Source organism: Rhodoferax sp. SPJ21, from assembly GCF_058216335.1.
On sequence record NZ_JBYZMO010000003.1, the window covers coordinates 562,932 to 584,249 of the forward strand.

A 21,318-nucleotide genomic window follows, 5' to 3' on the forward strand; every position below is an offset into this window, starting at 1 on the left:
TATGGCGCATGTTGGTGTCCGCTTTAAAGCGCCAGCTAGGCGGCACTGTTAGGTTGGAAAACATAGCTTGCTCTGAACTGCATCCCAAGACGTCAGCCAACCAATGCGTCTTTGCGGCATGCTATTGACATCCATGATGATGCCAGTCAGGTCGCAGTGGGACAAGCCGCCACTGTGCTCAACACGCCATTGGTAATGCCTGACGAGATCATTCAGTGATCCCAGGTCAGACCTGCTATCCGTCTTGGCGTAAAGCCCTACGTCGTAGTGCTCAAACGCCTTGTCGATTGCCGATGCGGGCAAGCCCTTCATTTGCAGCAGTTGCTCCAGCCCGGCTAGCAGCATGCTTGGCAGTGACTCGATGGTGGTTGGCTTCTTGCCTTGAAACAAAATGAACGACAGCAGAGTCGTTTCACTCATGAAGATATATGCGCTGCGCCGACCAAGATCGAAGCGATTGACATACCAATTGCCCAAAGGCGCGCCGGAAGGCGTGGGCAAAGCGAGATTTTCTTTGCGCATGCCAATGATTTTCTGGATTTCTTGGGTGCACTTGAGATACAGCATGGCCGAATTGTGTGGCTTAACGTTTGACTTACGCTGCCTGCCGTAGCTAGGTCGGCTTAACGTCAAAGCTCAAAGGCACGCCGCTTGCGGCGCGTCCCTTGGAGCACAAGGTTAGACCGTGCATTTATTGCATTGAATGAAGGCCAATCGTATTGCCTTCGGTATCAACAACCATCGCAATAAAGCCGTACTCGCCAATAGACATCTTGCCCTTGAATATCTCTCCTCCGTGTGCTGCCGCTCGTTCAGCCTCAACTGAACAATCCTCACAGGAGAAATAGACCAAAGTACTACCACCAGAAGGACATCCGGCCATTCTCACCAGCGCGCCTGCTGCTCCAGAGCCTTCCATTGACATCGGAAATGCCCACATCTCCATTTCAGGGAAGCCCTTGGGGTCAGGATTCTTCAACTCTTCTAATGTGCCTTGAAACACAGCTTCGTAAAACGCCTTCGCACGGGGCATGTCCTGAACGTAGATTTCAAACCAACCGACCGGATTGCTTTTCATGGTGTTTCTCCTTTTGTGAACAAATTGTGAAGAGGTCTAACGTGGAAGTGACCGGCGACCGCAAGGCGGGCGCTAGCCCGTCGTGAGGTCGTCCGTGTCGACTGATCTGTTAGAGCGCATTAGACGACCACGATTCCGGGCTCGCCGGGGAGAGCGAATGAAAACGATTCGAAGCCAGACGAACTGACGGTCGCAAGAAACGTCGATTCGTCAGACCACTTCAACTGGAGCCCCACGTTTTTGATCCACGCCGCGCTCAAAATGGTGAGACCCACTAGGTCAGAAAGCGCCTTTGCGCCCTCGCGCAGGTTCCCGTCTTGCGCGGCGACACTGCTGCCCTCGCGCGTGGAAATTTCATAGCCACTTTCAACGGTCAACCGGGTGCCATCGAACACCAGCTCAATGTGATTCTTCCCCAGGACGACCGAAAGAAGCTCCCGCCCTGACATGGCCGCAAGGGAGATGTCTTCCGGGACTATGCCGTTGATGCGAGCAGGCATTTGCGCTCTAACGTTCGAGCTAAGCGGGCGACAACGGCAGGACGCCAGGCCCGGGCTGGCGAAAATGTACCGCGTACCGCCAGACCGGGCCTGGTGGCCTGCCGTTGGAGCTCCGCTTGAGCGAGGGGTTAGGCATCACCCCGCGAGGTAGTGCATGAAGTCAGCGCCAAATGCCTCCACTGCTGTGCCAATAATGACAATGTAGCCTTCAACAAATTTGCTCCTTGTCTTTGACGAATGAAGCGTCTCATTCAAGTGCTTGTCAAAGTCCTTATTGACTTTCGCTCTGAGGCTCCGTCTCTCGTCGCTAGACAGTACCTTCTTGTGTGCTTCCTCTTTGGCGTCGACGGCGGACACAAAGGCAAATTCTCGCTGTAAAGGTGCCATCTTGGTCATTCTGGAGGCAACAAGCTCGGAGAAGTCCTTTGACGCGAACACAAGGCCCAGGATAATTATCAAAGCGCCTACCTTATGCAACCCGTGAAAGTCATGAACACGAATTCCGTAGGCAACACCAAGGGCGAGCACTGCAAAAGCGCTTGCGAGGTAGAGAAGTTCGGTCTTTGTATACGGTGTCTTCATGTTTCAGGCTTTGATGAGGTGGGGAGGTGTATTTGGTGATGCCTAACGCAATGTAGACCGCAAACCCCGGTCGATACATCCGGCGCTTGACGATACATCTTGTGGAAAAAAACGCTGCAAGCCGCTTGTACATTGGGCCAGCGGCACATATACTGTATATAACATCAGGTATAAATTTTCCATGAAACCCGGCACTCCTCCATTGCAATCCACCCGCTTGCTCGATGAGGTGCGCGAGCGAATTCGGTACTTGCACTATAGCCTCAAGACCGAAAAGGCTTACCTTTACTGGGTACGTTTTTTCATCCGTTGGAGTGCTACGCAGCCCGGCGGCATGCAGCATCCACAGGACATGTGCTGGCGGAAGCAGAAGCGGTTTTACCATTCTGGCCAGCGAACGTAGGTGTTGGCGTCTGCACACAAGTAGGCGCTTGGTGCAATGATGTGTTTTACCGATCTGTGCTGGGCATTGGTTTTCCATGGCAGAGCAACGTAGGGCGTCCGCAGCAGAACATGCACATTCCATCCACATTGACCAAAGACGAAGTGGCGGGCGGCGCGGCCAATCCGCTGGACCAGCTGGAGCTGACAAGGTAAATGCCACCCGAACAAGCCGCCTCCTCCACCCGCCGCATAGCCCACCTCGACATGGACGCGTTCTACGCGTCCGTGGAGCTGCTGCGCTACCCGCAGCTTAAGGGCTTGCCGGTGGTGATTGGCGGCGGGCGGCGGCGGGATGACGATGCGTTGCGGCAGCGCTTTGGCGACGCCCTGGCGGATATTCCGGTGGCAGCGTTCCCGGTGCTGAAGGACTACGTGGGGCGCGGCGTGATCACCACCGCCACCTATGCGGCGCGGCAGTTTGGTGTGGGCTCGGCCATGGGGTTGATGAAGGCGGCCAAGCTGTGTCCGCAGGCGATTTTGCTGCCGGTGGACTTTGAGGAAATACGCCGCTACTCGCGCCAGTTCAAAGCCATTGCCACCAGCATCGTGCCGCTGATGGAAGACCGGGGGGTGGACGAAATCTACCTGGACTTCACCGATGTGCCCGGTGGCCAGCGCGAGGGCGGGCGGGTGCTGGCGCGGCTGATACAGAAGGCCATACACGACACCACGGGCCTGACCTGCTCGGTGGGCGTGGCGCCCAACAAGCTGATCGCCAAGATGGCCAGCGAATTCAACAAGCCCAACGGCATTTCTGTAGTCCATGAAGGTGACTTGCAAACGCTGATCTGGCCACTGAGTTGCCGCAAGATCAACGGCATAGGCCCCAAGGCTGGCGAAAAGCTGGCGGGCCTGGGCATACAGACGATTGGCGAATTGGCTGCGGCAGAACCGCAGTGGCTGGTGGCCCACTTTGGCAAGGCCTACGGCGCCTGGATGTATGAAGCCGCGCATGGCCGCGACACGCGCCCGGTGGTGACCGAGAGCGAACCCGTGTCCATGAGCCGCGAAACCACCTTTGACCGCGACTTGCACGCCGTCAAAGACCGGGCCGAGCTGGGCGCGGTGTTTACCCGGCTGTGCGAGCAGGTGGCGGCCGACTTGCAGCGCAAGGGCTACGTGGGCAAGACGATTGGCATCAAGCTGCGCTACGACGACTTCAAGATCGCCACGCGCGACCACTCGCTGAGCCTGCCCACCGACGATGCCGTGCGCATACGCCAGGCCGCCGGGCAGAGCCTGAAGCGCGCTCCGCTGGACAAGCGGCTGCGCCTGTTGGGCGTGCGGGTGGGCGCACTGAGCAAGCGTGATGCGGCCACGGATAGTTCAGATAAAAAAACACCTCTAGCGCAGACAGCACCTGCGCAAGCAGCTATACATTTTGAAGCGCAAACAGGCTGGCTTTTTTAGTTGATTTTTGCGGGCTTATCGGGTCGATAGTTGTATCGGGATGTAGCTTTACGTTAAGCTGCAAGCCCGAACATACGGAGCTCTTTATGCGACAACACTACCCTACGCTAGCCGTCGCGGCACTTGCCTTCATCAGTCCCTGGGCACAGGCCGACACGGGCAAGCTGTTGTTGACGGGCGGCGTCAGCAGCATTGACGGCGCAGCCGGCGGCGGCCTGGGCCCTTGGGCCGTCATCGGCAGCAATGCCACCGAGCGCGAAATCGGCGCCAGCGCTGCCATCACCCGTCTACACAGCCAGGACTACGGCCTGACCGTCGCCAGCGCGGCCGTGGGCATCCACGACCGGGTGGAGTTGTCGATTGCGCAGCAGGACTTTGACGCATCGCCCGCCTTGGCGCTGAACGGCATTGCTGCCTTCGGCGTCACGCCGGGCCAGCACATCACGATGGACATCCTGGGCGCCAAGGTCCGCGTGGCCGGCGACGCAGTGCTGGAAAGCGACAGCTGGATGCCGCAGATCGCCGTGGGCCTGGAGCACAAGACCGTACACCCCGGCTCGCTGGGTTCGGTGCTGGATTTTCTGGGCACCAAGCGCAGCGGCACCGACCTGTATGTCAGCGCCACCAAGCTGTTCCTGGCGCAGGGCCTGCTGGTCAACACCACGCTGCGCAGCACCAATGCCAACCAGAACGGCCTGCTGGGCTTTGGCTCGGCATCGCCAGGCAAGAACCAGCGCAGCCTGCAGCCTGAAGTGTCGGTGGCCTATCTGCTGAGCAAAAACCTGGCCCTGGGTGCCGAGTACCGCTTCAAGCCGAACAACCTGGAAGCGCTGGGCGCGGCCGCCGGCCTGGGCTCGGCATTGCGCGAGGACAACTGGGCCGATGTATTTGTTGCCTGGGCGCCGACCAAAAACCTGTCGCTGACCCTGGCCTATGTGGACCTGGGCCGCATCGTGCCGGGCGTCACGTCCGACCGCAAGCAGACCGGCGCCTATCTGTCGGCGCAAATCGCATTCTGAGGAAGACACCATGCATTCCATCCGCCTATGGACCGCCGCCGCCGCGCTGTGCATTGCCTGCAGCACTCAGGCCCAAACCAGCACCGCCCCGCTGTACCAGTCGCTGGGCGAAAAGCCCGGCATCACCCTTCTGATGGACGACTTTGTGAACCAGCTCAAGGCCGACCCGCGTATCGGCAAGATGTTTGACGACATCAAGCCCGCCTACCTGAAGGAACAGCTGACAGACCAGGTCTGCGAGCTCAGCGGTGGCCCTTGCAAGTACGAGGGCGAAGAGATGAAAAAGTCGCACGAGAAGCTGGGCATCGACAAAGCGCAGTTCAACTTGCTGGTGGAAATACTGCAGCGCGCCATGGACGCGCGTGGCATTCCGTTCACCGCGCAAAACCAGCTGCTGGCGAAGCTGGCCCCGATGCACCGCGAAATCATCACGGTGCACTAAGCCCCCAGGCGCTTTAAACAAAAGAAGCTGCCAACGCAGATAGAAACTGCACTGGCAGCTCTTTATTTAATAGCAGTCCAGTTAAGGCACAGTCCGAAGCTCGCGCCGCAGCATCTTGCCTACAGTGGACTTGGGCAGGGCCTCGCGGAACTCCACGCTGCGCGGGCGCTTGTATCCGGTGAGCTGCTGGGCGCAGAAGTCCAGCAGCGCGGCTTCGCTCAGGCTGGCGTCTTTCTTCACCACAAACAGCTTCACCGCCTCGCCCGTCGCCGCATCGGGCACGCCCACCGCAGCGCATTCCAGCACATGGGGGTGGAAGGCGGCCACGGCTTCGATCTCGTTGGGGTAGACGTTAAAGCCGTTGACCAGGATCATGTCCTTCTTGCGGTCCACGATGCGCACATGGCCCTGCGGGTCCATCACGCCCACGTCGCCGGTGCGGAAGTAGCCGTCGGCCGTCATGGCGGTGGCGGTGTCCTCGGGGCGCTGCCAGTAGCCGGCCATCAGTTGCGGCCCCTTGATGGCGATCTCGCCGGGCACACCGGGGGCCACTTCCAGGCCCGCATCGTCCACGATGCGCAGGTCCACGCCCGGCAGGGGCAGGCCGATGTGGCCGGTGAAAGCCTGCAGGTCAGCATGGTTGGAGGTGACGGCAGAGGCGGTTTCCGACAGGCCGTAACCTTCAACGATAGGACAGCCCGTAGCCGCCAGCCACTGGCTGGCCACAGTGGGCTGCACAGCGCTGCCGCCACCGTTGGAAATGCACAGCTCGCTGAAGTCGAGCTGGCCAAAGTCGGGGTGCTGCAACAGCGCGTTGTACAGGGTGTTTACCGCCGGGAACATATGCAGCTTGTAGGGCTTGAGCTGCTGCAGCATGGCGGACTGGTCGCGCGGGTTGGCGATCAGGATGTTGCGCCCGCCGGCCCGCATTCCCAGCAGACTGCACACCACAAAAGAAAACACGTGGTACAGCGGCAGCGCACAGACGATGGTGAACTGTGTGCTGCGCGGGCGGCGCGCCAGGCCCGGGCGCATCCAGGCTTCGCAGGCCAGCAGGCTGGCGGCCAGGGTGCTGTGCAGCAGGGTGGCGCCCTTGCTCACGCCCGTGGTGCCGCCGGTGTACTGCAACACAGCCGGGTCGCTGGGCTGGATCTGCGGCCGCTGGAACGGCAGGCCACAGCCCTGTCGTATCGCATCGACCAAACGGCTGCGGCCGTCTTCACGCGGGGCTGCGGCAGGTGCTGCCACCAGGGAGGGCAAGGCCTGGCCAGCCGGCAGACCCAGCAGGTCCGCACCGCCGACCACCAGCACCGTCGTGACACCGGTTTGGGCCAGCACGGCATCCAGCGTGGGCAGAAACGGCTCCAGCACGATGATGGCCTTGGCGCCCGAGTCCTGCAGCTGGTGCAGCAGCTCGCGCGGGGTGTACAGCGGGTTCACGTTGACGGTGATGCAGCCGGCGCGCAGCACGGCCGCCATCGCCACCGGGAAGCTCAACAGGTTGGGCAACATGGTGGCCACCCGGTCTCCCGGCTGCAGCCCCTGGGCTTGCAGCCAGGCGGCCAGGGCCAAAGACAAGGCATCCACATCGCCATAGCGCAGCGCATGGCCCATGGACACATAGGCTTCGCTGTCAACGTGCAGGGCAAAGCTCTGCTCCAGCATGGCCACCACGTCCGGGGTGGACGAGGTGTCGAGGGTGGTGGGCATGCCAGGCGGGTAATGGGCGTGCCAGGTGCGTTGCATGGTGTTTCTCCGTAGATGGGGCTAGTCGTATTACGTATTAATGTAGCGCCCTCCTCCCTGGATGGCGCCGCATAGTGGCTGCTTTGCAGCGCAATATTTAGCCCATGAAAAAGGCCATTACCGCAAGCGCGGCAATGGCCTAAAGCTACAGGAAAGATAGCAGAGAATCAGACGGCCATCTTGGCGGTCTTTTCGTCCAGCAACACCTCGGGGGCATTCGCTTCGACCCAGGTTTCATTGTTCAGCGCGGCATTCAGGCGCTGGGTGTCCAGGTCGCCGGTCCATTTCGCCACCACGATGGTGGCAACGCCGTTGCCCACCAGGTTGGTCAGCGCACGGGCTTCGGACATAAAGCGGTCAATGCCCAAGATCAGTGCCAGGCCGGCCACCGGCACATGGCCCACGGCAGACAGGGTGGCAGCCAGCACGATGAAGCCGCTGCCGGTCACGCCGGCCGCGCCCTTGGAGGTCAGCAGCAGCACGAGCAGCAGGGTGATCTGCTGGCCGATGTCCATCGGGGTGTCGGTGGCCTGGGCGATGAACACCGCGGCCATGGTCAGGTAGATGGAGGTGCCGTCCAGGTTGAAGGAGTATCCGGTAGGGATCACCAGGCCGACCACGGACTTCTTGGCGCCCAGGTTTTCCATCTTCTCCATCATGCGGGGCAGCACCGATTCGCTGGACGAGGTGCCCAGAACGATCAGCAGCTCTTCCTTGATGTACTTGATGAACTTGATGATGCTGAAGCCGTGCAAACGGGAAACGATGCCCAGCACCACCAACACAAAGATCAGGCAGGTCAGGTAGAAGGTGCCCATCAGCTTGCCCAGCGAGAACAGCGAAACGATGCCGTACTTGCCGATGGTGAAGGCCATGGCGCCGAAGGCACCAATAGGGGCCAGCTTCATGATCACGCCGACGATGCTGAACAGAACGTGGGATATCTTCTCGATGAAGTCAAACACCTGGGTGCCACGGCCGCCGAACTTGTGCAGCGAGAAGCCGAACAACACGGCAAACAGCAGCACCTGCAGGATCTCACCCTTGGCGAATGCGTCCACCACCGAGGTGGGGATGACGTTCAGCAGAAAGTCCACCGTACTGGCCATCTTGCCGGGGCCGGTGTAGGCGGCGATGCCCTTAGTGTCCAGCGTGGACGCGTCCACATGCATGCCGTTGCCGGGCTGTATCAGGTTCACCGTGACCAGCCCCACGATCAGCGCCAATGTGCTCATGATCTCGAAGTACAGCAGAGCCAGGCCGCCGGTCTTGCCGACCTTCTTCATGTCTTCCATGCCGGCAATACCCACCACCACGGTACAGAAAATGATGGGGGCAATGATCATCTTGATCAGCTTGATGAAGCCGTCGCCCAGGGGCTTCATTTCGGCGCCCAGCTCGGGGCGGAAATGCCCGAGGGCAATGCCGATCGCCACGGCGAACAGCACTTGCACATACAGCGAAGCGTAAAACGGCTTCTTGGGGACGGAGGGGTTCGCTTGCATAGGGCGGCCTTTTCGGGAGTAAGAGAAAAATACGCGGCCACATCGCCGCACATATTGCAAACAACTTTAGGGCCGAAAAACGGCCCGGACAGTGTGGAAAATACAGCCCCAAGACCTAGGGTTTACCCCGGTATTTCTTCTGATCCACGGGCAAACTGACACTATTTACGCTCACAATGTATTTATGGAAAACACTGACAAACTCAACGACCGCAACGTTGCCCTGGCCTGGGCTGAACTGCAAGCCCACGCCAGCGCGGGCCAGCCTCTGGAGGCCGATGCTTACCGCCTAGCCTTTGCCGACCCGGAGTTTTTGCTGCGCCGCGAAACCCGGGGCATACGCTTTCAACTGGAAATGCTCAAACCCGATCTGGAGCAGCAAGAGCAAGGCATAGAGAACACGGTGGTAGTGTTTGGCAGCGCCCGTTTCCCAGCACCCGAGGATGCCCAACGTGAACTGGCCGCAGCACAGGCCGGCGGAGACGCTGCCGCACTGAAGGTGGCCGAGCGCCGCATGCGCAATGCCCATTACTACGACCAGGCCCGGCTGTTTGCGCGCCTGGTAGCCCAGTACAGCGCCGACCAACCTGCGCCCGAGCGCCTCTACATCTGCACCGGCGGCGGCCCCGGCATCATGGAAGCAGCCAACCGTGGCGCGCATGAAATGGGTGCCTTGAATGTGGGCCTGAGCATTGCCCTGCCGCACGAGCAAAGCGGCAACCGCTTTGTGTCGCCCAGCCTGAACTTCAAGTTCCATTACTTTGCGCTGCGCAAGATGCATTTCATGATGCGCGCCAAAGCCCTGGTGGCCTTTCCTGGCGGCTTTGGCACGCTGGACGAGCTGTTTGAAGTGGTCACCCTGGTGCAGACTGGCAAAGCCAAGGCCGTGCCTATCATCCTGTTTGGCACCGACTACTGGAAGGGCCTGCTGAACTTCGATGTACTGATTGAAGAAGGCGCCATCTCCCCAGCCGACCTGAAACTGTTCACCTACGTGGACACGCCAGAGCAAGCCTGGAGCGCCATGCAGGCGTTCTACAAGCTGTAGAGCGACTTCAAGACGCGCCGAAATCGGCGGTCTTGAGCTGCCAGGCGGTGCGGGTGCCGCTGCCCACCACCGCCCCCACCACCCAGAACAGGCCGGCCACGCCGATATAGGCGCTGGCCAGGCCAAACAGCATGGGCATCATCACGCTGGAGGCGTTGATGGTCATCAGCCGCAGGCCCAATGCCTCGCCATGTCGATGCTCGGGCGTAATCTGGTGCAGGGTGCTCATCACCATGGGCTGCACCGAGCCCAGCGCCAGCCCCAGCAAGACTGAGCACGCGCCCATGGCCACCGCGCCATGCAGCAACGGGTAGGCCGCAAACAGCAAGGCCGTGGCGCCCATGGCGCTGGTAATCACAGCCCATTCACGCAAATGCTGGGCCACCAGCGGCATCACCATGCGCACCACCGCTGCCGCGATGGCGAACACGCCGAGAATGGTGCCTATGGTGGAGGCACTCAGGCCCCGTTCATGGCCCAGGATGGGCACCACAAAGGTATGCACATCCCAGCTGGACGACAGAAACCAGTTCACCAGCAGCAGGCGGCGCAGCATGGGGTCGTGTAGCAAATCCCACACCCGCGCCTTGGCCGCGTTGGCGGGTGGGTGGATGGGCGGCAGCTCCTGCACACCACGCACCAGCGCCCAGGTCAGCAGGGGTAAAACCGCCAGCATGGCAAACGCGGCACGGTAACCGAAGATGTCGCCCGGCGCGGCGCCCGCATAGTCAATCAACAGCCCGGCACCAAACGGCCCGATGAAGTTGGACACCGCCGGCCCCATGGCCAGCCAGCTGAACACCTGTTTGAGCTGGGTCGGGCCCTCCACCGCCCGGCCCACATGGCGCTGCAGCGCAATCAGGGCAATGCCAGTAGCACCGCCTGACAACAAGGCACTGAGACACAGCACCGGGTAAACCGGAAACACAGCCGCCAGGCCGGCCCCCAGTACCGCCATGGCCACGCTGCCAGTGACCGGCAGGCGCAGGCCGTTGCGGTCCGCAAAACGCCCGGCGGGCAAAGCCAGGAACACCTGGGTTAGAGCAAACAAGGCCAGCAGAAATCCCACTGGAAAAGTGCTGTAGCCAGCTTTCAGGGCCAGCAAAGGCGAGGCCAGGCGCAGCCCCGTCATGCAGGCGTGCAGGCAGATCTGGGCCAATATCAAACGGGCCAAAGCCAGGGTCATGGAGCCCCGTCATCCAGCTCGGCTTGCGCGGGCAGCAGGGCCTGCGCCTCGGCGTCCGGCAGGGCCTCGACCACCTTCAACGCCCGGCGCATCTGGCGGGTGCGGGTATCGGCCTTGTCCAAAGTGTCGGAGGCTTTTTGCACCTGCTCACGGATGCGTGCCACCCATTCCCCGTAGCGCTCGAACTCGGTCTTTACCGCGCCCAGCACCTTCCAGACCTCAGACGCCTGCTGCTCTAGCGCCAGCGTGCGGAAACCCATGTGCAGGCTGTTCAGCATGGCCAGCAAGGTCGTCGGGCCGGCCAGGGTCACGCGGTAGTCGCGCTGCAGGCTGTCCATCAGGCCAGGACGGCGCAGCACCTCGGCGTACAGGCTCTCGATCGGCAAGAAGAGGATGGCAAAGTCGGTGGTGTGCGGCGGCGCCAGATAGCTCTCAGCAATGGATTTGGCCTCGGTGCGGATGCGTGCCTCCAGCGCCTTGGCGGCTGCCTCGGCCGCAGCGGCGTCAGCGCGCTCGTGTGCGTCCAGCAGGCGCTCGTAGTCGTCGCGCGGGAACTTGGCGTCTATCGGCAGCCAGACGGGGGCCCCGTCCGCACTGCGGCCCGGGAAGCGCACCGCAAAGTCCACGCGCTGGTTGCTGCGCGGCTTGGTCTCGATCTGCTTGCCGTACTGCTCGGACGTCAGCACCTGCTCCAGCAAATTCTCTAGCTGCACCTCGCCAAACATGCCACGGGTTTTGACGTTGGTGAGCACGCGCTGCAGGTCGCCCACGCCCTGGGCCAGGGACTGCATTTCACCCAGGCCCTTGTGCACCTGCTCCAGCCGGTCGGCTACTTGCTTGAAACTTTCGCCCAGACGGGTTTCCAGGGTGTTTTGCAGCTTCTCGTCCACGGTCTGGCGCATCTCGTCCAGCTTGGCGGCGTTGCTTTGCTGCAGCTGCTGCAGCTGGCTTTCCAGCGTGGCACGCACCTCGCCGATGCGCCGGGCGTTCGACTCGCCCAGGGCCTGCAGCTGGGTACTGAGCGTATCCGACAAGGTTTTCTGCAACAGTGCCAGCTGCTGGGCAAAGGCGTCGATCTGCGTGTTCTGCGTGCGGGTGGCCTCGGCGCTTTGCTGTACCAGGCTGCGCTGGAAGGTGGCGAAGCTGGTGGCCAGCTCCTGCCGGTCGGTGCGGGCGGAATCGGCGATCTCGCGACGCAGCTCCTGGGCCAGCCGATCCATCGCCGTGTGGTCGGGTGCGGCGGGCTTGCGCAGCAGCAGCAAGGCCAGCAACAACAGGTTCAGCACGCCCAGGCCAGACAACAGGCCCCATTCGATTCCAGTCATGTATGCTATTTATTTCGTAGCTAGCTGCGCAAGGTTTATGGGCGTGAGCGGCTTGTTTTTTATAAGAAACCCAACAAGATTGTCGGTGGCCAGTTGGGCCATGGCGGTGCGCGTGGCGACGGTGGCGCTGGCGATGTGCGGGGTCAGCACCACGTTCGGCACTGTCAGCAGGTCGGGGTGGACTTTGGGCTCGCCCTCGAACACATCCAGCCCGGCGGCGGCGATGCGGCCCTCACGCAGGGCCACGGCCAGGGCCGCGTCGTCCACGATCCCGCCACGGGCGATATTGACCAGGGTGGCCGTGGGCTGCATCAGCGCCAGCTCGGCAGCACCTATGGTGTGGTGCGAGGCAGCCGAATACGGTACCACCAGCACCACGTGGTCGGCTGTCTTCAACAACTCTTCCTTGGACACATAGCGGGCCTTGCATGCGGCCTCAGTCGCTGCGTCCAGGCGGGAGCGGTTGTGGTAGACCACGTTCATACCAAAGCCGTGGGCGCCGCGCCTGGCAATGCCCTGCCCGATGCGGCCCATGCCGATGATGCCCAGCGTGCTGCCGTGGATCTCGGCGCCGGCAAACATGTCGTAGCTCCACTTCTTCCACAGGCCAGCGCGCAGAAAGTGCTCGCTCTCGCAAACGCGGCGGGCGGTGGCCATCAACAGCGCAAAACCGTAGTCGGCCGTGGTTTCGGTCAGTACGTCGGGTGCGTTGGTGGCCAGCACGCCGGCCGCACTCATCGCGTCGATGTCGAAGTTGTTGTAGCCCACGGCCATATTGGCGCAAATGCGCAGCTGCGGGCAGGCGGCCAGCACCTCGGCGTCGATGCGTTCACTGCCGGTGGTGAATGCCCCGACCTTGCCCTGCAAATGGGCGATGAGGTCGGCCTTGGTCCAGCTGGCGTCGTCCTGGTTGGACTCCACCTCAAAGTGTTGCTCCAGCTGGGCAATGGTGGACGGGAAGATCTTACGGGCGACGAGGATGGCAGGTTTTGTCATGGGTCGGTATGGGCTAGCGGTGGCAAATAGATAAAAGACAAGGTAGCGACTCACCACTCCCAGGATTGCGCCAACGGTATTCCCGCCAGAAACCCGTGGAACCGGCTTCGCCGGGCCACTGGGTTTGCCCCCTGCAAGGGGGTTGACGGAAACGCGAAGTGTGTAGCCTGGGGGTGAGCACGTTAGGCCGGGGTCTCAATTTCAAAAACCTGGCGCAGGTAGGCGATGTACTTCTCGTCGTCGCACATGGTCTTGCCCGGCGAGTCGGACAGCTTGGCCACCGGCTGGCCGTTGCAGCGGGTGAGCTTGATGACGATTTGCAGCGGTATGTGGTTGGGCGGGTCGCCCATGTCGTTGGTCAGGTTGGTGCCGATACCAAAGGCCAGCAGGCAGCGGCCGCGAAACTGCTGGTACAGCTCGATAGTGCGCGGCACCGTCAGGCCGTCGCTGAAGATCAGGGTCTTGGTCAGCGGGTCCACGCGGTTCTGCTTGTAATGCGCCAGCAGGCGCTCACCCCAGCGGAAGGGGTCGCCACTGTCGTGGCGCGCGCCGTCGAACAGCTTACAAAAGTACATGTCGAAGTCGCGCAAAAACGCGTCCATACCGTAGACATCGCTGAGCGCAATGCCCAGGTCACCCCGGTATTCCTTGGCCCACATTTCAAAGCCAAACACCTGGCTGTCCCGCAAGCGCGGGCCCAGGGCCTGGCAGGCCTGCAGGTACTCATGCGCCATGGTGCCCAGCGGTGTCAATCCTAATTTCATAGCATAAAACACATTACTGGTGCCCGCGAACTGGCCTTTTGCTCCCGCACCCAGGCGAGCCACCAGCACCCGAAGCACTTCCTCGTGCCAGGCTTTGCTGAAGCGGCGGCGGGTGCCGTAGTCGGCAATCTTCAGCTCCTGCAGACCGTCGGCGCGCAGTTGCTGGATCTTGGCGTCCAGGCGACGGCGGCCCTCGATGAAGTCGGGCACCGGCTGGGTGTTGCGGAAATAGACCTCGTTGATGATGGCCAGCACCGGGATCTCGAAGGGGATCACGTGCAACCAGGGGCCCTGGATGGAAATCTCGATCTCGCCGCTGGGCAGGGGCGTGACCTGGATGTATTTCTCGTTCAGCCGGAACAGACCGAGAAAGTCCACAAAATCGCTCTTGATGAAGCGCATGGAGCGCAGGTAGGCCAGCTCAGCCTCCTGGAAACGCAAGCTGCACAGCGAGCGGATTTCGTCGCGTATCTCATCTACAAACGGGGCCAGCTGGACGCCGGGGTTGCGGCATTTGAACTTGTACTGCACCTGCGCCGCAGGGAACTGGTGCAGCACCACCTGCATCATCGTGAACTTATAAAGGTCGGTATCAAGCAGGCTGGTGATGATCATAGAAAGTGTGGTCGCCAAGACCCCACAACGCGGTAGCTAAAGAAGTGCCGCAAAGTGTAGGGGATTCACGCCAACGCGGCCTGGTGGGGAACCATAGGCCTCCCGCCAGGCTGGCTATAAGAGCCTGCTAAGCCCCCAGACGCAGCGCCCCGGCTACCGGCGCGGCCTTGGCATGGCCATGTCCATCGCGCAGCTTGAATACCGCCACCACCTGCACCAGCTCGTTGGACTGGGCACGCAAGCTGTTGGCGGCGGCGGCCATCTCTTCCACCAGGGCGGCGTTTTGCTGTGTTACCTGGTCCATCTGGGTCACGGCCTCGCCCACCTGGGCCACGCCCATGGACTGCTCGTTGCTGGCGGTGCTGATCTCACCCATGATGTCGGTCACCTGCTTGATGGAGTTGACCACCTCGGCCATGGTCGCACCCGCTTGGTCCACCTGGGCCGTGCCCTGGGCCACGCGCTCTACGCTGGCGCTGATGAGGTGCTTGATTTCTTTGGCCGCGTCGGCACTGCGCCCGGCCAGGCTGCGCACCTCGCTGGCGACCACGGCAAAGCCGCGACCTTGTTCGCCGGCCCGTGCGGCCTCCACGGCGGCGTTCAGCGCCAGGATATTGGTCTGGAAGGCGATGCCGTCGATGACTCCGATGATGTCGGCAATCTTCTGCGAGCTGTCGTTGATGCCCTTCATCGTCTCGACCACCTGGCCCACAGCCGCTCCACCCTTGGCCGCGACCAAGGATGCCTTCATCGCCAATTCGTTTGCCAGACGGGAGCTATCGGCGTTTTGCCGCACGTTGGAGCTCAGCTCCTCCATGGAGGCAGCAGTCTGTTCCAGCGCGCTGGCCTGGCTCTCGGTACGGGCGCTCAGGTCATCGTTGCCCTGGGCTATTTCGGCGCTGGCGGTGGCCACGTTTTCAGAGCCGGAACGCACATTGGTCACCACCCGCTCCAGGCTGGACTGCATCTCGCCCAGGCTGCTCAGCAGCTGGCCCACTTCGTCAGTGCGCTGACCGTTGATGCGGGCAGTCAGGTCTCCGGCGGCCACGCGGCGCGCCAAACCGATCGCATCGTGCAGCGGCAAAACAATGCCCCGCGCCAGGTGCCAGGCAGCGGCTGCCGCCAGCACAAAGGTCAGCACAAACGCCACCGCCGCAACGCGCACTAAGTTTCGGTGCTGTGCCTCATTGCTAGACAGCGCAGCCGCGACATTGCCGTCCTGTATCGCCACCAGATGGCTGATCACCTCGATCCATTGGTCCTGCAGAGGGCTGACCTTGGTAACCAAGATCGTCGCCGCCGTGTCAGGGCGGAAATTGCTGGCGAACTCCTCGGCCTTTTGCAAGGGCTCCACCGTGTCCTGCTCCAACTTGGCCGCTTTGGCCAGGTCCGCAGCCTCTTCCACCGTGGGTTCCAACTGGGTGAAGCGGGCAAGGTTCTTCTTATAGACGTCTTTCAAGGCACGAAGACCGTCCACTTCTTTTTTCATTTCGTCCACGTCAGAGCGCAAACCAATATTGCGTGCCTGCAGGCCCTGCCGGAACACCGTGTCGCGCATGGCACCGGCCACCTCTCTGCGCTCTTTGGCTTTGGCCAGCGCACTGTCAAACTGGGCTCGGCCCTGTGCATCCAGCACAAAAGTAGCCACCAGGACCAGGGCTGGCAGCACCAATGCCATGCCTACCGCCAGATACAGGCGCTGAGATATCTTGAGGTTCATGGCTGTACTCCCCGCAAATGGAAGGCCCCTATGGCGCGCAAACCCGTTTCAGTAGTTTCAAACATGCAGCTTGTCTCTCTCGTGTTCATACCGGTTGGCATCTGCGGTACCCGCGCGTCCGCACAACTGGCCGCTGCACGCAGGGAATATCGCCTAGAAGCGGCAGCGCATCTGTACTGGTTTACCATTAATCAATTGGATTGATTTATTGAAACACCTCTTACCGCAGCACCCATACCGATTCGCGGGAAACAGATACGCAAACCACCAAGAGTCGCCAACTATCCGGCAATCGCATGCGGATGGCACTAGGGTTTTCGATAAGTAAAACAAATTGATTTAGTAACTATAGTTCACTGCCAGCCTGAAATTCAGCTTGTATTTCAACGGCACCTGCCCCCAACCGAACCCTGTGTTCATTCCTCTCCTGGAGACAATATGAAGAAGTCCACCGCGACCCTGGTACTTTCCGCCATTGCTTTCGCTGCCACCAGCGCATGCGCTGCAGAACCCGTGATCGGTCTGATCACCAAGACCGAAACCAATCCCTTCTTCGTGAAAATGAAAGAGGGCGCGCAAGCCGAGGCCAAGAAACTGGGTGCCAAGCTGCTCAGCGCAGCCGGCAAGGCAGACGGTGACAACGCCGGGCAGGTAACGGCCATTGAAAACATGATCGCAGCTGGCGCCAAGACCATCATGATCACCCCCAATGACTCCAAGGCCATCGTCCCCAGCATCAAAAAGGCCCAGGCCCAAGGTGTGATGTTCATCGCCCTGGACAGCCCGACCGACCCTGTGGAAGGTACCGATGCCCTGTTCGCCACCGACAACTACAAGGCCGGTATCCTGATTGGCCAATACGCCAAGAGCGCCATGGCTGGCAAGCCCGCCAAGATCGTGACCCTGGACTTGTTCCCCGGCCACCCCGTGGGCGCACAACGCCACAACGGCTTCATGTCGGGCTTTGGCTTGGCAGCAGCTGACGCCAAGAGCAACGAGCTGTCCAAGACCGCTGAAATCGTTTGTATGGCAGACAGCTTCGGCGACCAGGCCAAGGGCCAGACCGCCATGGAAAACTGCCTGCAAAAGAATCCGGACGTGAACGTGGTCTACACCATCAACGAACCCGCAGCTGCCGGTGCCTACCAGGCGCTGAAGGCCGCTGGCAAGGAAAAAGATGTGCTGATCGTTTCCGTGGACGGTGGCTGCGCAGGTGTGAAGAACGTCAAGGCCGGCATGATCGCCGCCACCTCGCAACAGTACCCGCTGAAGATGGCCAGCATGGGCGTGGCCGCTGGCGTGGCATTCGCCAAGGACGGCAAAAAGGCCTCCGGCTACACCGACACCGGTGTGACTCTGATCACCGACAAGCCGCAAAAAGGCGTTGACAGCAAGGACACCAAAGTCGGTATGGACCTGTGCTGGGGCAACAAGTAATCTGACTTCGGTCTGAACCGTGGGGCGCCTGTTCGTGCAGGTGCCCCGTATCTTCCATCCACCCCCCAAACAACATGGCTAGCCTCAAAGAAAAACTACCTCCCATAGGCACGCTGGGACCCATCATTGCCCTCTTCATTGCGTGCATCTTTTTCGCAACGCAAAACCCCCGCTTTTTATCAGCGACCAATTTTTCATTGATCCTGCAACAGGTCATGGTCGTAGGCGTCATCGCCATCGGTCAAACGCTGATCATTCTGACTGCCGGCATCGACCTGTCCTGCGGCATGGTGATGGCACTGGGCGGCATTGTGATGACCAAATTTGCCGCCGACTTTGGCCTGCCCGCACCTATCGCCATACTTTGCGGCATCGCAGTCACCGGCGCATTCGGCTTGGTCAACGGCCTGCTGGTGACGCGGATCAAACTGCCACCTTTCATTGTCACGCTGGGCACACTGAACATCGCGTTTGCGATCACCCAGCTCTACTCCAACTCTCAAACCATGACGGACGTGCCTCCGCTGATGACGGCGCTGGGCGGCACATTCCACATTGGTGGTACTGCCGTAGCCTATGGCTCTGTAGTCATGCTGCTGTTGTACGCGGGAATATGGTTCTACCTGCGTGAAACCGCCGCCGGACGCCATGTCTATGCGGTGGGCAACAACCCTGAAGCCACCCGCCTGACAGGTATTCCAACCGAACGCGTTTTGCTGGGCGTCTATGTGCTGGCTGGCGTTTTCTACGGCATTGCGTCTTTGCTTTCTGTGGCACGCACGGGCGTCGGTGATCCGAATGCAGGCCAAACTGAAAACCTGGACGCCATTACGGCGGTGGTACTGGGCGGCACCAGTCTGTTCGGTGGTCGCGGCATGATTCTGGGCTCGCTGGTGGGGGCCATCATCGTCGGCGTATTGCGCAACGGGCTGACATTGATGGGCGTGCAGTCCGTCTACCAAGTCTTGATTACTGGCATATTGGTCATCCTGGCCGTGGCCATTGACCAACTTTCACGCAAGGGAGGCCGTTGATCATGGCTAACGACGCAAAAATTGTGATGCGCGCCACGGGCCTGGTAAAGCGCTATGGTCAGGTTACGGCATTGGATGGAGCCGACTTCGAGTTGCGCGCCGGTGAAATTCTGGCGGTAATTGGCGATAACGGCGCGGGCAAATCGTCCCTTATCAAATGCCTGTCCGGTGCCACGATTCCCGATTCCGGTGAAATCCAGCTGGATGGCGAAAGCATCCACTTCAAGAGCCCCATGGATGCCCGCAAGGCTGGCATCGAAACGGTGTACCAGGATTTGGCCGTGGCAGCTGCCATGTCGATTTCGGAAAACCTGTTCCTGGGCCGTGAAATCCGCCGTGAAGGCTTTGCGGGCAATGTGCTGCGCATGCTCGACAAGAAGAAAATGCTGGAGCAAAGCATCTCTCGCATGAACGACCTGAAAGTGGGCATCCGCTCCATGACCCAGGCTGTGGAAACCCTGTCCGGTGGACAGCGCCAGTGTGTGGCAGTGGCCCGCGCTGCCGCTTTTGCCCAGCACGTCGTGATCATGGACGAGCCCACCGCCGCCCTGGGTGTCAAGGAAGGCAATATGGTGCTGGAGCTGATCCGCCGGGTGCGCGACAAAGGCCTGTCGGTGGTGCTGATCTCGCACAACATGCCGCACGTATTTGAAATTGCCGACCGCATCCACGTAGCCCGTTTGGGCAAACGCGGCTGCGTGCTGAACCCCAAGGCCATCAGCATGGCCGACACCGTTGCGGTCATGACAGGGGCTATCCGCCCTGACGAACTGCCCGCCGGCTGCCTGGCGAATTGAAAGACTGACGCATGCTCAAAGGAATTGATCCACTGCTCACGCCCGAACTGTTAAAGGTTTTGGCGGAGATGGGACACGACGACGCTGTGTTGTTGGCCGATGCCAACTTCACAGCAGAACGCCTGGCCGCTGGTAAACCGGTGCTGCGTTTACCCGGCGTCAGCATGCTGCGGGCGGTGCAGGCAGTCAACTCGGTGCTGCCACTGGCAACCGATGTGGAGTCGCCGGTAGCGTTCATGCAGGTCTCGGATACCACTGTGCCCTATCGCTCGGGCCTGCAGCGCGAGGTGCTGGAATTCCTGCAGCCCAGCCTGCAGCCGGGCCAGCACCCCGAGCCCATCGAACGCTTTGCGTTTTATGAACGTGTGCGCAACATCTACGCCATCGTGTTGACTGGCGAATTGCAGCCGTTCGGCAATTTCATTCTGCGCAAAGGGGTGATAGGCGAAAATCTACGCCCATGACGCCCCCTCTAGCCTCGCCCCTGCTGCGCCCGCGCGGCTCCAACCATGTGGGCATGCGCCAGTTCAACGAACGTGTGGTGCTACAGGCCATCCGCCAGCACGGCAGCCTACCCAAGGCCGAGCTGGCGCGCATTACCAGTCTCACGGCGCAAACCATAGGACTGATCACCTCCCGCCTAGAAGAAGACGACCTGTTGCTGCGCCATGAGCCCGTGCGTGGGCGCATCGGTCAGCCGTCCGTTCCCCTGGCGCTGAATCCAGACGGCGCGTTTTCCATAGGCATCAAGGTCGGGCGACGCGGTACCGATTGGCTGCTGGTGGATTTCACCGGCAAGGTACGCCAGCGCCTGACACTTCCCTACGCCTTCCCCGATGCAGCCACGCTGTTGCCGGCCTTGGGCCAGCACCTGGCCACGCTATGCGATGCACTGGGTCCGCTGAGCCCTCGCCTGGTTGGCATCTGCGTGGCCGCGCCCTTCCAGCTCGGCGGCTGGCACAAGATGCTGGGTCTTTCCGAAGCCCAGTCCAGTGCCTGGAACCAGATCGACCTGGGTGCTGAGGTGCAGGCCATGACTGAACTGCCGGTCAGCTTTGCCAAGGACGCCACCGCCGCCTGCGTAGCCGAGCTGGTGGCCGGCCAGGGCCGCAACCTGAAGACTTTTCTTTACCTGTTTGTCGACACCTTCGTGGGCGGCAGCCTGGTCATCAATTCGCACCTGCACGCGGGCATGCGCGGCAATGCCGGTGCCGTGGCCTCGCTGCCCATGTACCTGGCGCAGGCGCCTGGCGCCCCCCCCGAACAATTGCTGGTCAATGCCTCGCTATGGGAGCTGGAGCAACGCCTGCAGGCCCACGGCCTGGACCCCAGCGCAGCCTACGATGAACGGGCCATGCAAGCCCCGTTTGCCACAGAAACCCAGAAATGGGTGACCCGCGCCGCTAACTCGCTCGCGCACTGCGTGGTCAGTGGAACAGCGTTTCTGGCTCCGGAGGCCGTGGTGATCGATGGCTCCATGTGCCGACCGCTGCTGCAGCAACTGCTCGCCAGCACCCAGCAGGCGCTGAAGGATTACAACTGGGAGGGTCTGTGGCCCACACCCATCGTGGCCGGCAGCATAGGATCGGACGCGCATGCCCTGGGTGGAGCCTTGCTGCCCCTGCATTCCAACTTTGCGCCCGACCGGGACTTGTTCCTCAAAGCGTGAC

At 61.1% G+C, this 21,318-nt stretch carries 23 protein-coding genes; 12 read left to right on the plus strand and 11 right to left on the minus strand.

The window, feature by feature from the left end:
• Positions 1-48: 48 nt before the first annotated feature.
• The 4 genes from AC4BBN_RS17855 to AC4BBN_RS17870 form a co-directional block, all read right to left on the minus strand.
• Complete coding sequence (locus tag AC4BBN_RS17855; RefSeq protein ID WP_490593345.1) at positions 49-567, minus strand: DUF6933 domain-containing protein; 519 nt, start codon at positions 565-567, stop codon at positions 49-51.
• Positions 568-691: 124 nt separating this feature from the next.
• Positions 692-1,078 (minus strand): VOC family protein, encoded by a 387-nt coding sequence (locus tag AC4BBN_RS17860; protein WP_490593346.1) that lies wholly within the window; start codon positions 1,076-1,078, stop codon positions 692-694.
• A gap of 119 nt (positions 1,079-1,197) precedes the next feature.
• A complete protein-coding gene (locus AC4BBN_RS17865) occupies positions 1,198-1,578 on the minus strand; it encodes a hypothetical protein (protein ID WP_490593347.1) in 381 nt (126 codons plus the stop codon).
• A 135-nt stretch (positions 1,579-1,713) separates the two neighbouring features.
• Positions 1,714-2,160: a hypothetical protein gene (locus AC4BBN_RS17870; RefSeq protein WP_490593348.1), complete on the minus strand. Its 447-nt coding sequence runs from the start codon at positions 2,158-2,160 to the stop codon at positions 1,714-1,716.
• A 181-nt stretch (positions 2,161-2,341) separates the two neighbouring features.
• On the opposite strand from AC4BBN_RS17870, the gene AC4BBN_RS17875 reads away from it, so the two are divergent.
• From AC4BBN_RS17875 to AC4BBN_RS17895, 5 genes are all read left to right on the plus strand, one after another.
• Positions 2,342-2,563 (plus strand): phage integrase N-terminal SAM-like domain-containing protein, encoded by a 222-nt coding sequence (locus AC4BBN_RS17875; protein WP_490593349.1) that lies wholly within the window; start codon positions 2,342-2,344, stop codon positions 2,561-2,563.
• Positions 2,564-2,604: 41 nt separating this feature from the next.
• Entirely contained in the window at positions 2,605-2,757 is a 153-nt protein-coding gene (locus AC4BBN_RS17880; protein WP_490593350.1) for a hypothetical protein, read from the plus strand.
• The gene (gene dinB / locus AC4BBN_RS17885) at positions 2,758-4,014 is read left to right on the plus strand and encodes a DNA polymerase IV (protein ID WP_490593351.1); all 1,257 of its coding nucleotides are present in this window, start codon (positions 2,758-2,760) and stop codon (positions 4,012-4,014) included.
• An 86-nt stretch (positions 4,015-4,100) separates the two neighbouring features.
• Positions 4,101-5,033: a DUF3034 family protein gene (locus tag AC4BBN_RS17890; RefSeq protein WP_490593352.1), complete on the plus strand. Its 933-nt coding sequence runs from the start codon at positions 4,101-4,103 to the stop codon at positions 5,031-5,033.
• A gap of 10 nt (positions 5,034-5,043) precedes the next feature.
• On the plus strand, positions 5,044-5,475 hold the full coding sequence (locus AC4BBN_RS17895; RefSeq protein ID WP_490593353.1) for a group I truncated hemoglobin: 432 nt from the start codon (positions 5,044-5,046) through the stop codon (positions 5,473-5,475).
• 81 nt (positions 5,476-5,556) lie between these two features.
• Here AC4BBN_RS17895 and AC4BBN_RS17900 read toward each other — a convergent pair whose 3' ends face one another.
• Both AC4BBN_RS17900 and AC4BBN_RS17905 read right to left on the minus strand, forming a co-directional pair.
• Positions 5,557-7,221 carry an AMP-binding protein gene (locus tag AC4BBN_RS17900; RefSeq protein WP_490593354.1) on the minus strand — a complete coding sequence of 555 codons (1,665 nt, stop codon included), beginning with the start codon at positions 7,219-7,221 and terminating at the stop codon, positions 5,557-5,559.
• A 167-nt stretch (positions 7,222-7,388) separates the two neighbouring features.
• Positions 7,389-8,726: a dicarboxylate/amino acid:cation symporter gene (locus AC4BBN_RS17905; RefSeq protein WP_490593355.1), complete on the minus strand. Its 1,338-nt coding sequence runs from the start codon at positions 8,724-8,726 to the stop codon at positions 7,389-7,391.
• Positions 8,727-8,910: 184 nt separating this feature from the next.
• Here AC4BBN_RS17905 and AC4BBN_RS17910 point away from each other — a divergent pair, with 184 nt between their 5' ends.
• On the plus strand, positions 8,911-9,774 hold the full coding sequence (locus tag AC4BBN_RS17910) for an LOG family protein (protein ID WP_490593356.1): 864 nt from the start codon (positions 8,911-8,913) through the stop codon (positions 9,772-9,774).
• Between the two features lie 7 nt (positions 9,775-9,781).
• On the opposite strand, the gene AC4BBN_RS17915 is transcribed toward AC4BBN_RS17910, so the two are convergent.
• From AC4BBN_RS17915 to AC4BBN_RS17935, 5 genes are all read right to left on the minus strand, one after another.
• Positions 9,782-10,960 (minus strand): MFS transporter, encoded by a 1,179-nt coding sequence (locus tag AC4BBN_RS17915; protein ID WP_490593357.1) that lies wholly within the window; start codon positions 10,958-10,960, stop codon positions 9,782-9,784.
• Positions 10,957-12,285, minus strand: coding sequence for a DNA recombination protein RmuC (locus AC4BBN_RS17920; RefSeq protein WP_490593358.1), 1,329 nt, complete (start codon positions 12,283-12,285; stop codon positions 10,957-10,959). Before AC4BBN_RS17920 ends, AC4BBN_RS17915 begins: the two co-directional genes overlap by 4 nt.
• A gap of 9 nt (positions 12,286-12,294) precedes the next feature.
• Entirely contained in the window at positions 12,295-13,281 is a 987-nt protein-coding gene (locus AC4BBN_RS17925; protein ID WP_490593359.1) for a 2-hydroxyacid dehydrogenase, read from the minus strand.
• 182 nt (positions 13,282-13,463) lie between these two features.
• A complete protein-coding gene (gene pncB / locus AC4BBN_RS17930; protein WP_490593360.1) occupies positions 13,464-14,660 on the minus strand; it encodes a nicotinate phosphoribosyltransferase in 1,197 nt (398 codons plus the stop codon).
• Positions 14,661-14,787: 127 nt separating this feature from the next.
• Positions 14,788-16,380: a methyl-accepting chemotaxis protein gene (locus tag AC4BBN_RS17935; protein ID WP_490593361.1), complete on the minus strand. Its 1,593-nt coding sequence runs from the start codon at positions 16,378-16,380 to the stop codon at positions 14,788-14,790.
• Positions 16,381-16,410: 30 nt separating this feature from the next.
• On the opposite strand from AC4BBN_RS17935, the gene AC4BBN_RS17940 reads away from it, so the two are divergent.
• The 6 genes from AC4BBN_RS17940 (at position 16,411) to AC4BBN_RS17965 (ending at position 21,317) form a co-directional block, all read left to right on the plus strand.
• On the plus strand, positions 16,411-16,584 hold the full coding sequence (locus tag AC4BBN_RS17940; RefSeq protein WP_490593362.1) for a hypothetical protein: 174 nt from the start codon (positions 16,411-16,413) through the stop codon (positions 16,582-16,584).
• 234 nt (positions 16,585-16,818) lie between these two features.
• Complete coding sequence (locus AC4BBN_RS17945) at positions 16,819-17,817, plus strand: sugar ABC transporter substrate-binding protein (protein ID WP_490593363.1); 999 nt, start codon at positions 16,819-16,821, stop codon at positions 17,815-17,817.
• Positions 17,818-17,891: 74 nt separating this feature from the next.
• Positions 17,892-18,851, plus strand: coding sequence for an ABC transporter permease (locus AC4BBN_RS17950; RefSeq protein WP_490593364.1), 960 nt, complete (start codon positions 17,892-17,894; stop codon positions 18,849-18,851).
• A gap of 2 nt (positions 18,852-18,853) precedes the next feature.
• The gene (locus AC4BBN_RS17955; protein ID WP_490593365.1) at positions 18,854-19,648 is read left to right on the plus strand and encodes an ATP-binding cassette domain-containing protein; all 795 of its coding nucleotides are present in this window, start codon (positions 18,854-18,856) and stop codon (positions 19,646-19,648) included.
• An 11-nt stretch (positions 19,649-19,659) separates the two neighbouring features.
• Positions 19,660-20,112 carry an RbsD/FucU family protein gene (locus AC4BBN_RS17960; RefSeq protein WP_490593366.1) on the plus strand — a complete coding sequence of 151 codons (453 nt, stop codon included), beginning with the start codon at positions 19,660-19,662 and terminating at the stop codon, positions 20,110-20,112.
• Entirely contained in the window at positions 20,109-21,317 is a 1,209-nt protein-coding gene (locus AC4BBN_RS17965; RefSeq protein WP_490593367.1) for an ROK family transcriptional regulator, read from the plus strand. Before AC4BBN_RS17960 ends, AC4BBN_RS17965 begins: the two co-directional genes overlap by 4 nt.
• Position 21,318 lies beyond the last annotated feature (1 nt).

Coding starts and splice junctions, on each gene's coding strand:
- AC4BBN_RS17855 (WP_490593345.1), bottom strand. CDS start 567: ATGCTGTATCTCAAGTGCACCCAAGAAATCCAGAAAATCATTGGCATG.
- AC4BBN_RS17860 (WP_490593346.1), bottom strand. CDS start 1,078: ATGAAAAGCAATCCGGTCGGTTGGTTTGAAATCTACGTTCAGGACATG.
- AC4BBN_RS17865 (WP_490593347.1), bottom strand. CDS start 1,578: ATGCCTGCTCGCATCAACGGCATAGTCCCGGAAGACATCTCCCTTGCG.
- AC4BBN_RS17870 (WP_490593348.1), bottom strand. CDS start 2,160: ATGAAGACACCGTATACAAAGACCGAACTTCTCTACCTCGCAAGCGCT.
- AC4BBN_RS17875 (WP_490593349.1), top strand. CDS start 2,342: ATGAAACCCGGCACTCCTCCATTGCAATCCACCCGCTTGCTCGATGAG.
- dinB (WP_490593351.1), top strand. CDS start 2,758: ATGCCACCCGAACAAGCCGCCTCCTCCACCCGCCGCATAGCCCACCTC.
- AC4BBN_RS17890 (WP_490593352.1), top strand. CDS start 4,101: ATGCGACAACACTACCCTACGCTAGCCGTCGCGGCACTTGCCTTCATC.
- AC4BBN_RS17895 (WP_490593353.1), top strand. CDS start 5,044: ATGCATTCCATCCGCCTATGGACCGCCGCCGCCGCGCTGTGCATTGCC.
- AC4BBN_RS17900 (WP_490593354.1), bottom strand. CDS start 7,221: ATGCAACGCACCTGGCACGCCCATTACCCGCCTGGCATGCCCACCACC.
- AC4BBN_RS17905 (WP_490593355.1), bottom strand. CDS start 8,726: ATGCAAGCGAACCCCTCCGTCCCCAAGAAGCCGTTTTACGCTTCGCTG.
- AC4BBN_RS17910 (WP_490593356.1), top strand. CDS start 8,911: ATGGAAAACACTGACAAACTCAACGACCGCAACGTTGCCCTGGCCTGG.
- AC4BBN_RS17915 (WP_490593357.1), bottom strand. CDS start 10,960: ATGACCCTGGCTTTGGCCCGTTTGATATTGGCCCAGATCTGCCTGCAC.
- AC4BBN_RS17920 (WP_490593358.1), bottom strand. CDS start 12,285: ATGACTGGAATCGAATGGGGCCTGTTGTCTGGCCTGGGCGTGCTGAAC.
- AC4BBN_RS17925 (WP_490593359.1), bottom strand. CDS start 13,281: ATGACAAAACCTGCCATCCTCGTCGCCCGTAAGATCTTCCCGTCCACC.
- pncB (WP_490593360.1), bottom strand. CDS start 14,660: ATGATCATCACCAGCCTGCTTGATACCGACCTTTATAAGTTCACGATG.
- AC4BBN_RS17935 (WP_490593361.1), bottom strand. CDS start 16,380: ATGAACCTCAAGATATCTCAGCGCCTGTATCTGGCGGTAGGCATGGCA.
- AC4BBN_RS17940 (WP_490593362.1), top strand. CDS start 16,411: ATGGCGCGCAAACCCGTTTCAGTAGTTTCAAACATGCAGCTTGTCTCT.
- AC4BBN_RS17945 (WP_490593363.1), top strand. CDS start 16,819: ATGAAGAAGTCCACCGCGACCCTGGTACTTTCCGCCATTGCTTTCGCT.
- AC4BBN_RS17950 (WP_490593364.1), top strand. CDS start 17,892: ATGGCTAGCCTCAAAGAAAAACTACCTCCCATAGGCACGCTGGGACCC.
- AC4BBN_RS17955 (WP_490593365.1), top strand. CDS start 18,854: ATGGCTAACGACGCAAAAATTGTGATGCGCGCCACGGGCCTGGTAAAG.
- AC4BBN_RS17960 (WP_490593366.1), top strand. CDS start 19,660: ATGCTCAAAGGAATTGATCCACTGCTCACGCCCGAACTGTTAAAGGTT.
- AC4BBN_RS17965 (WP_490593367.1), top strand. CDS start 20,109: ATGACGCCCCCTCTAGCCTCGCCCCTGCTGCGCCCGCGCGGCTCCAAC.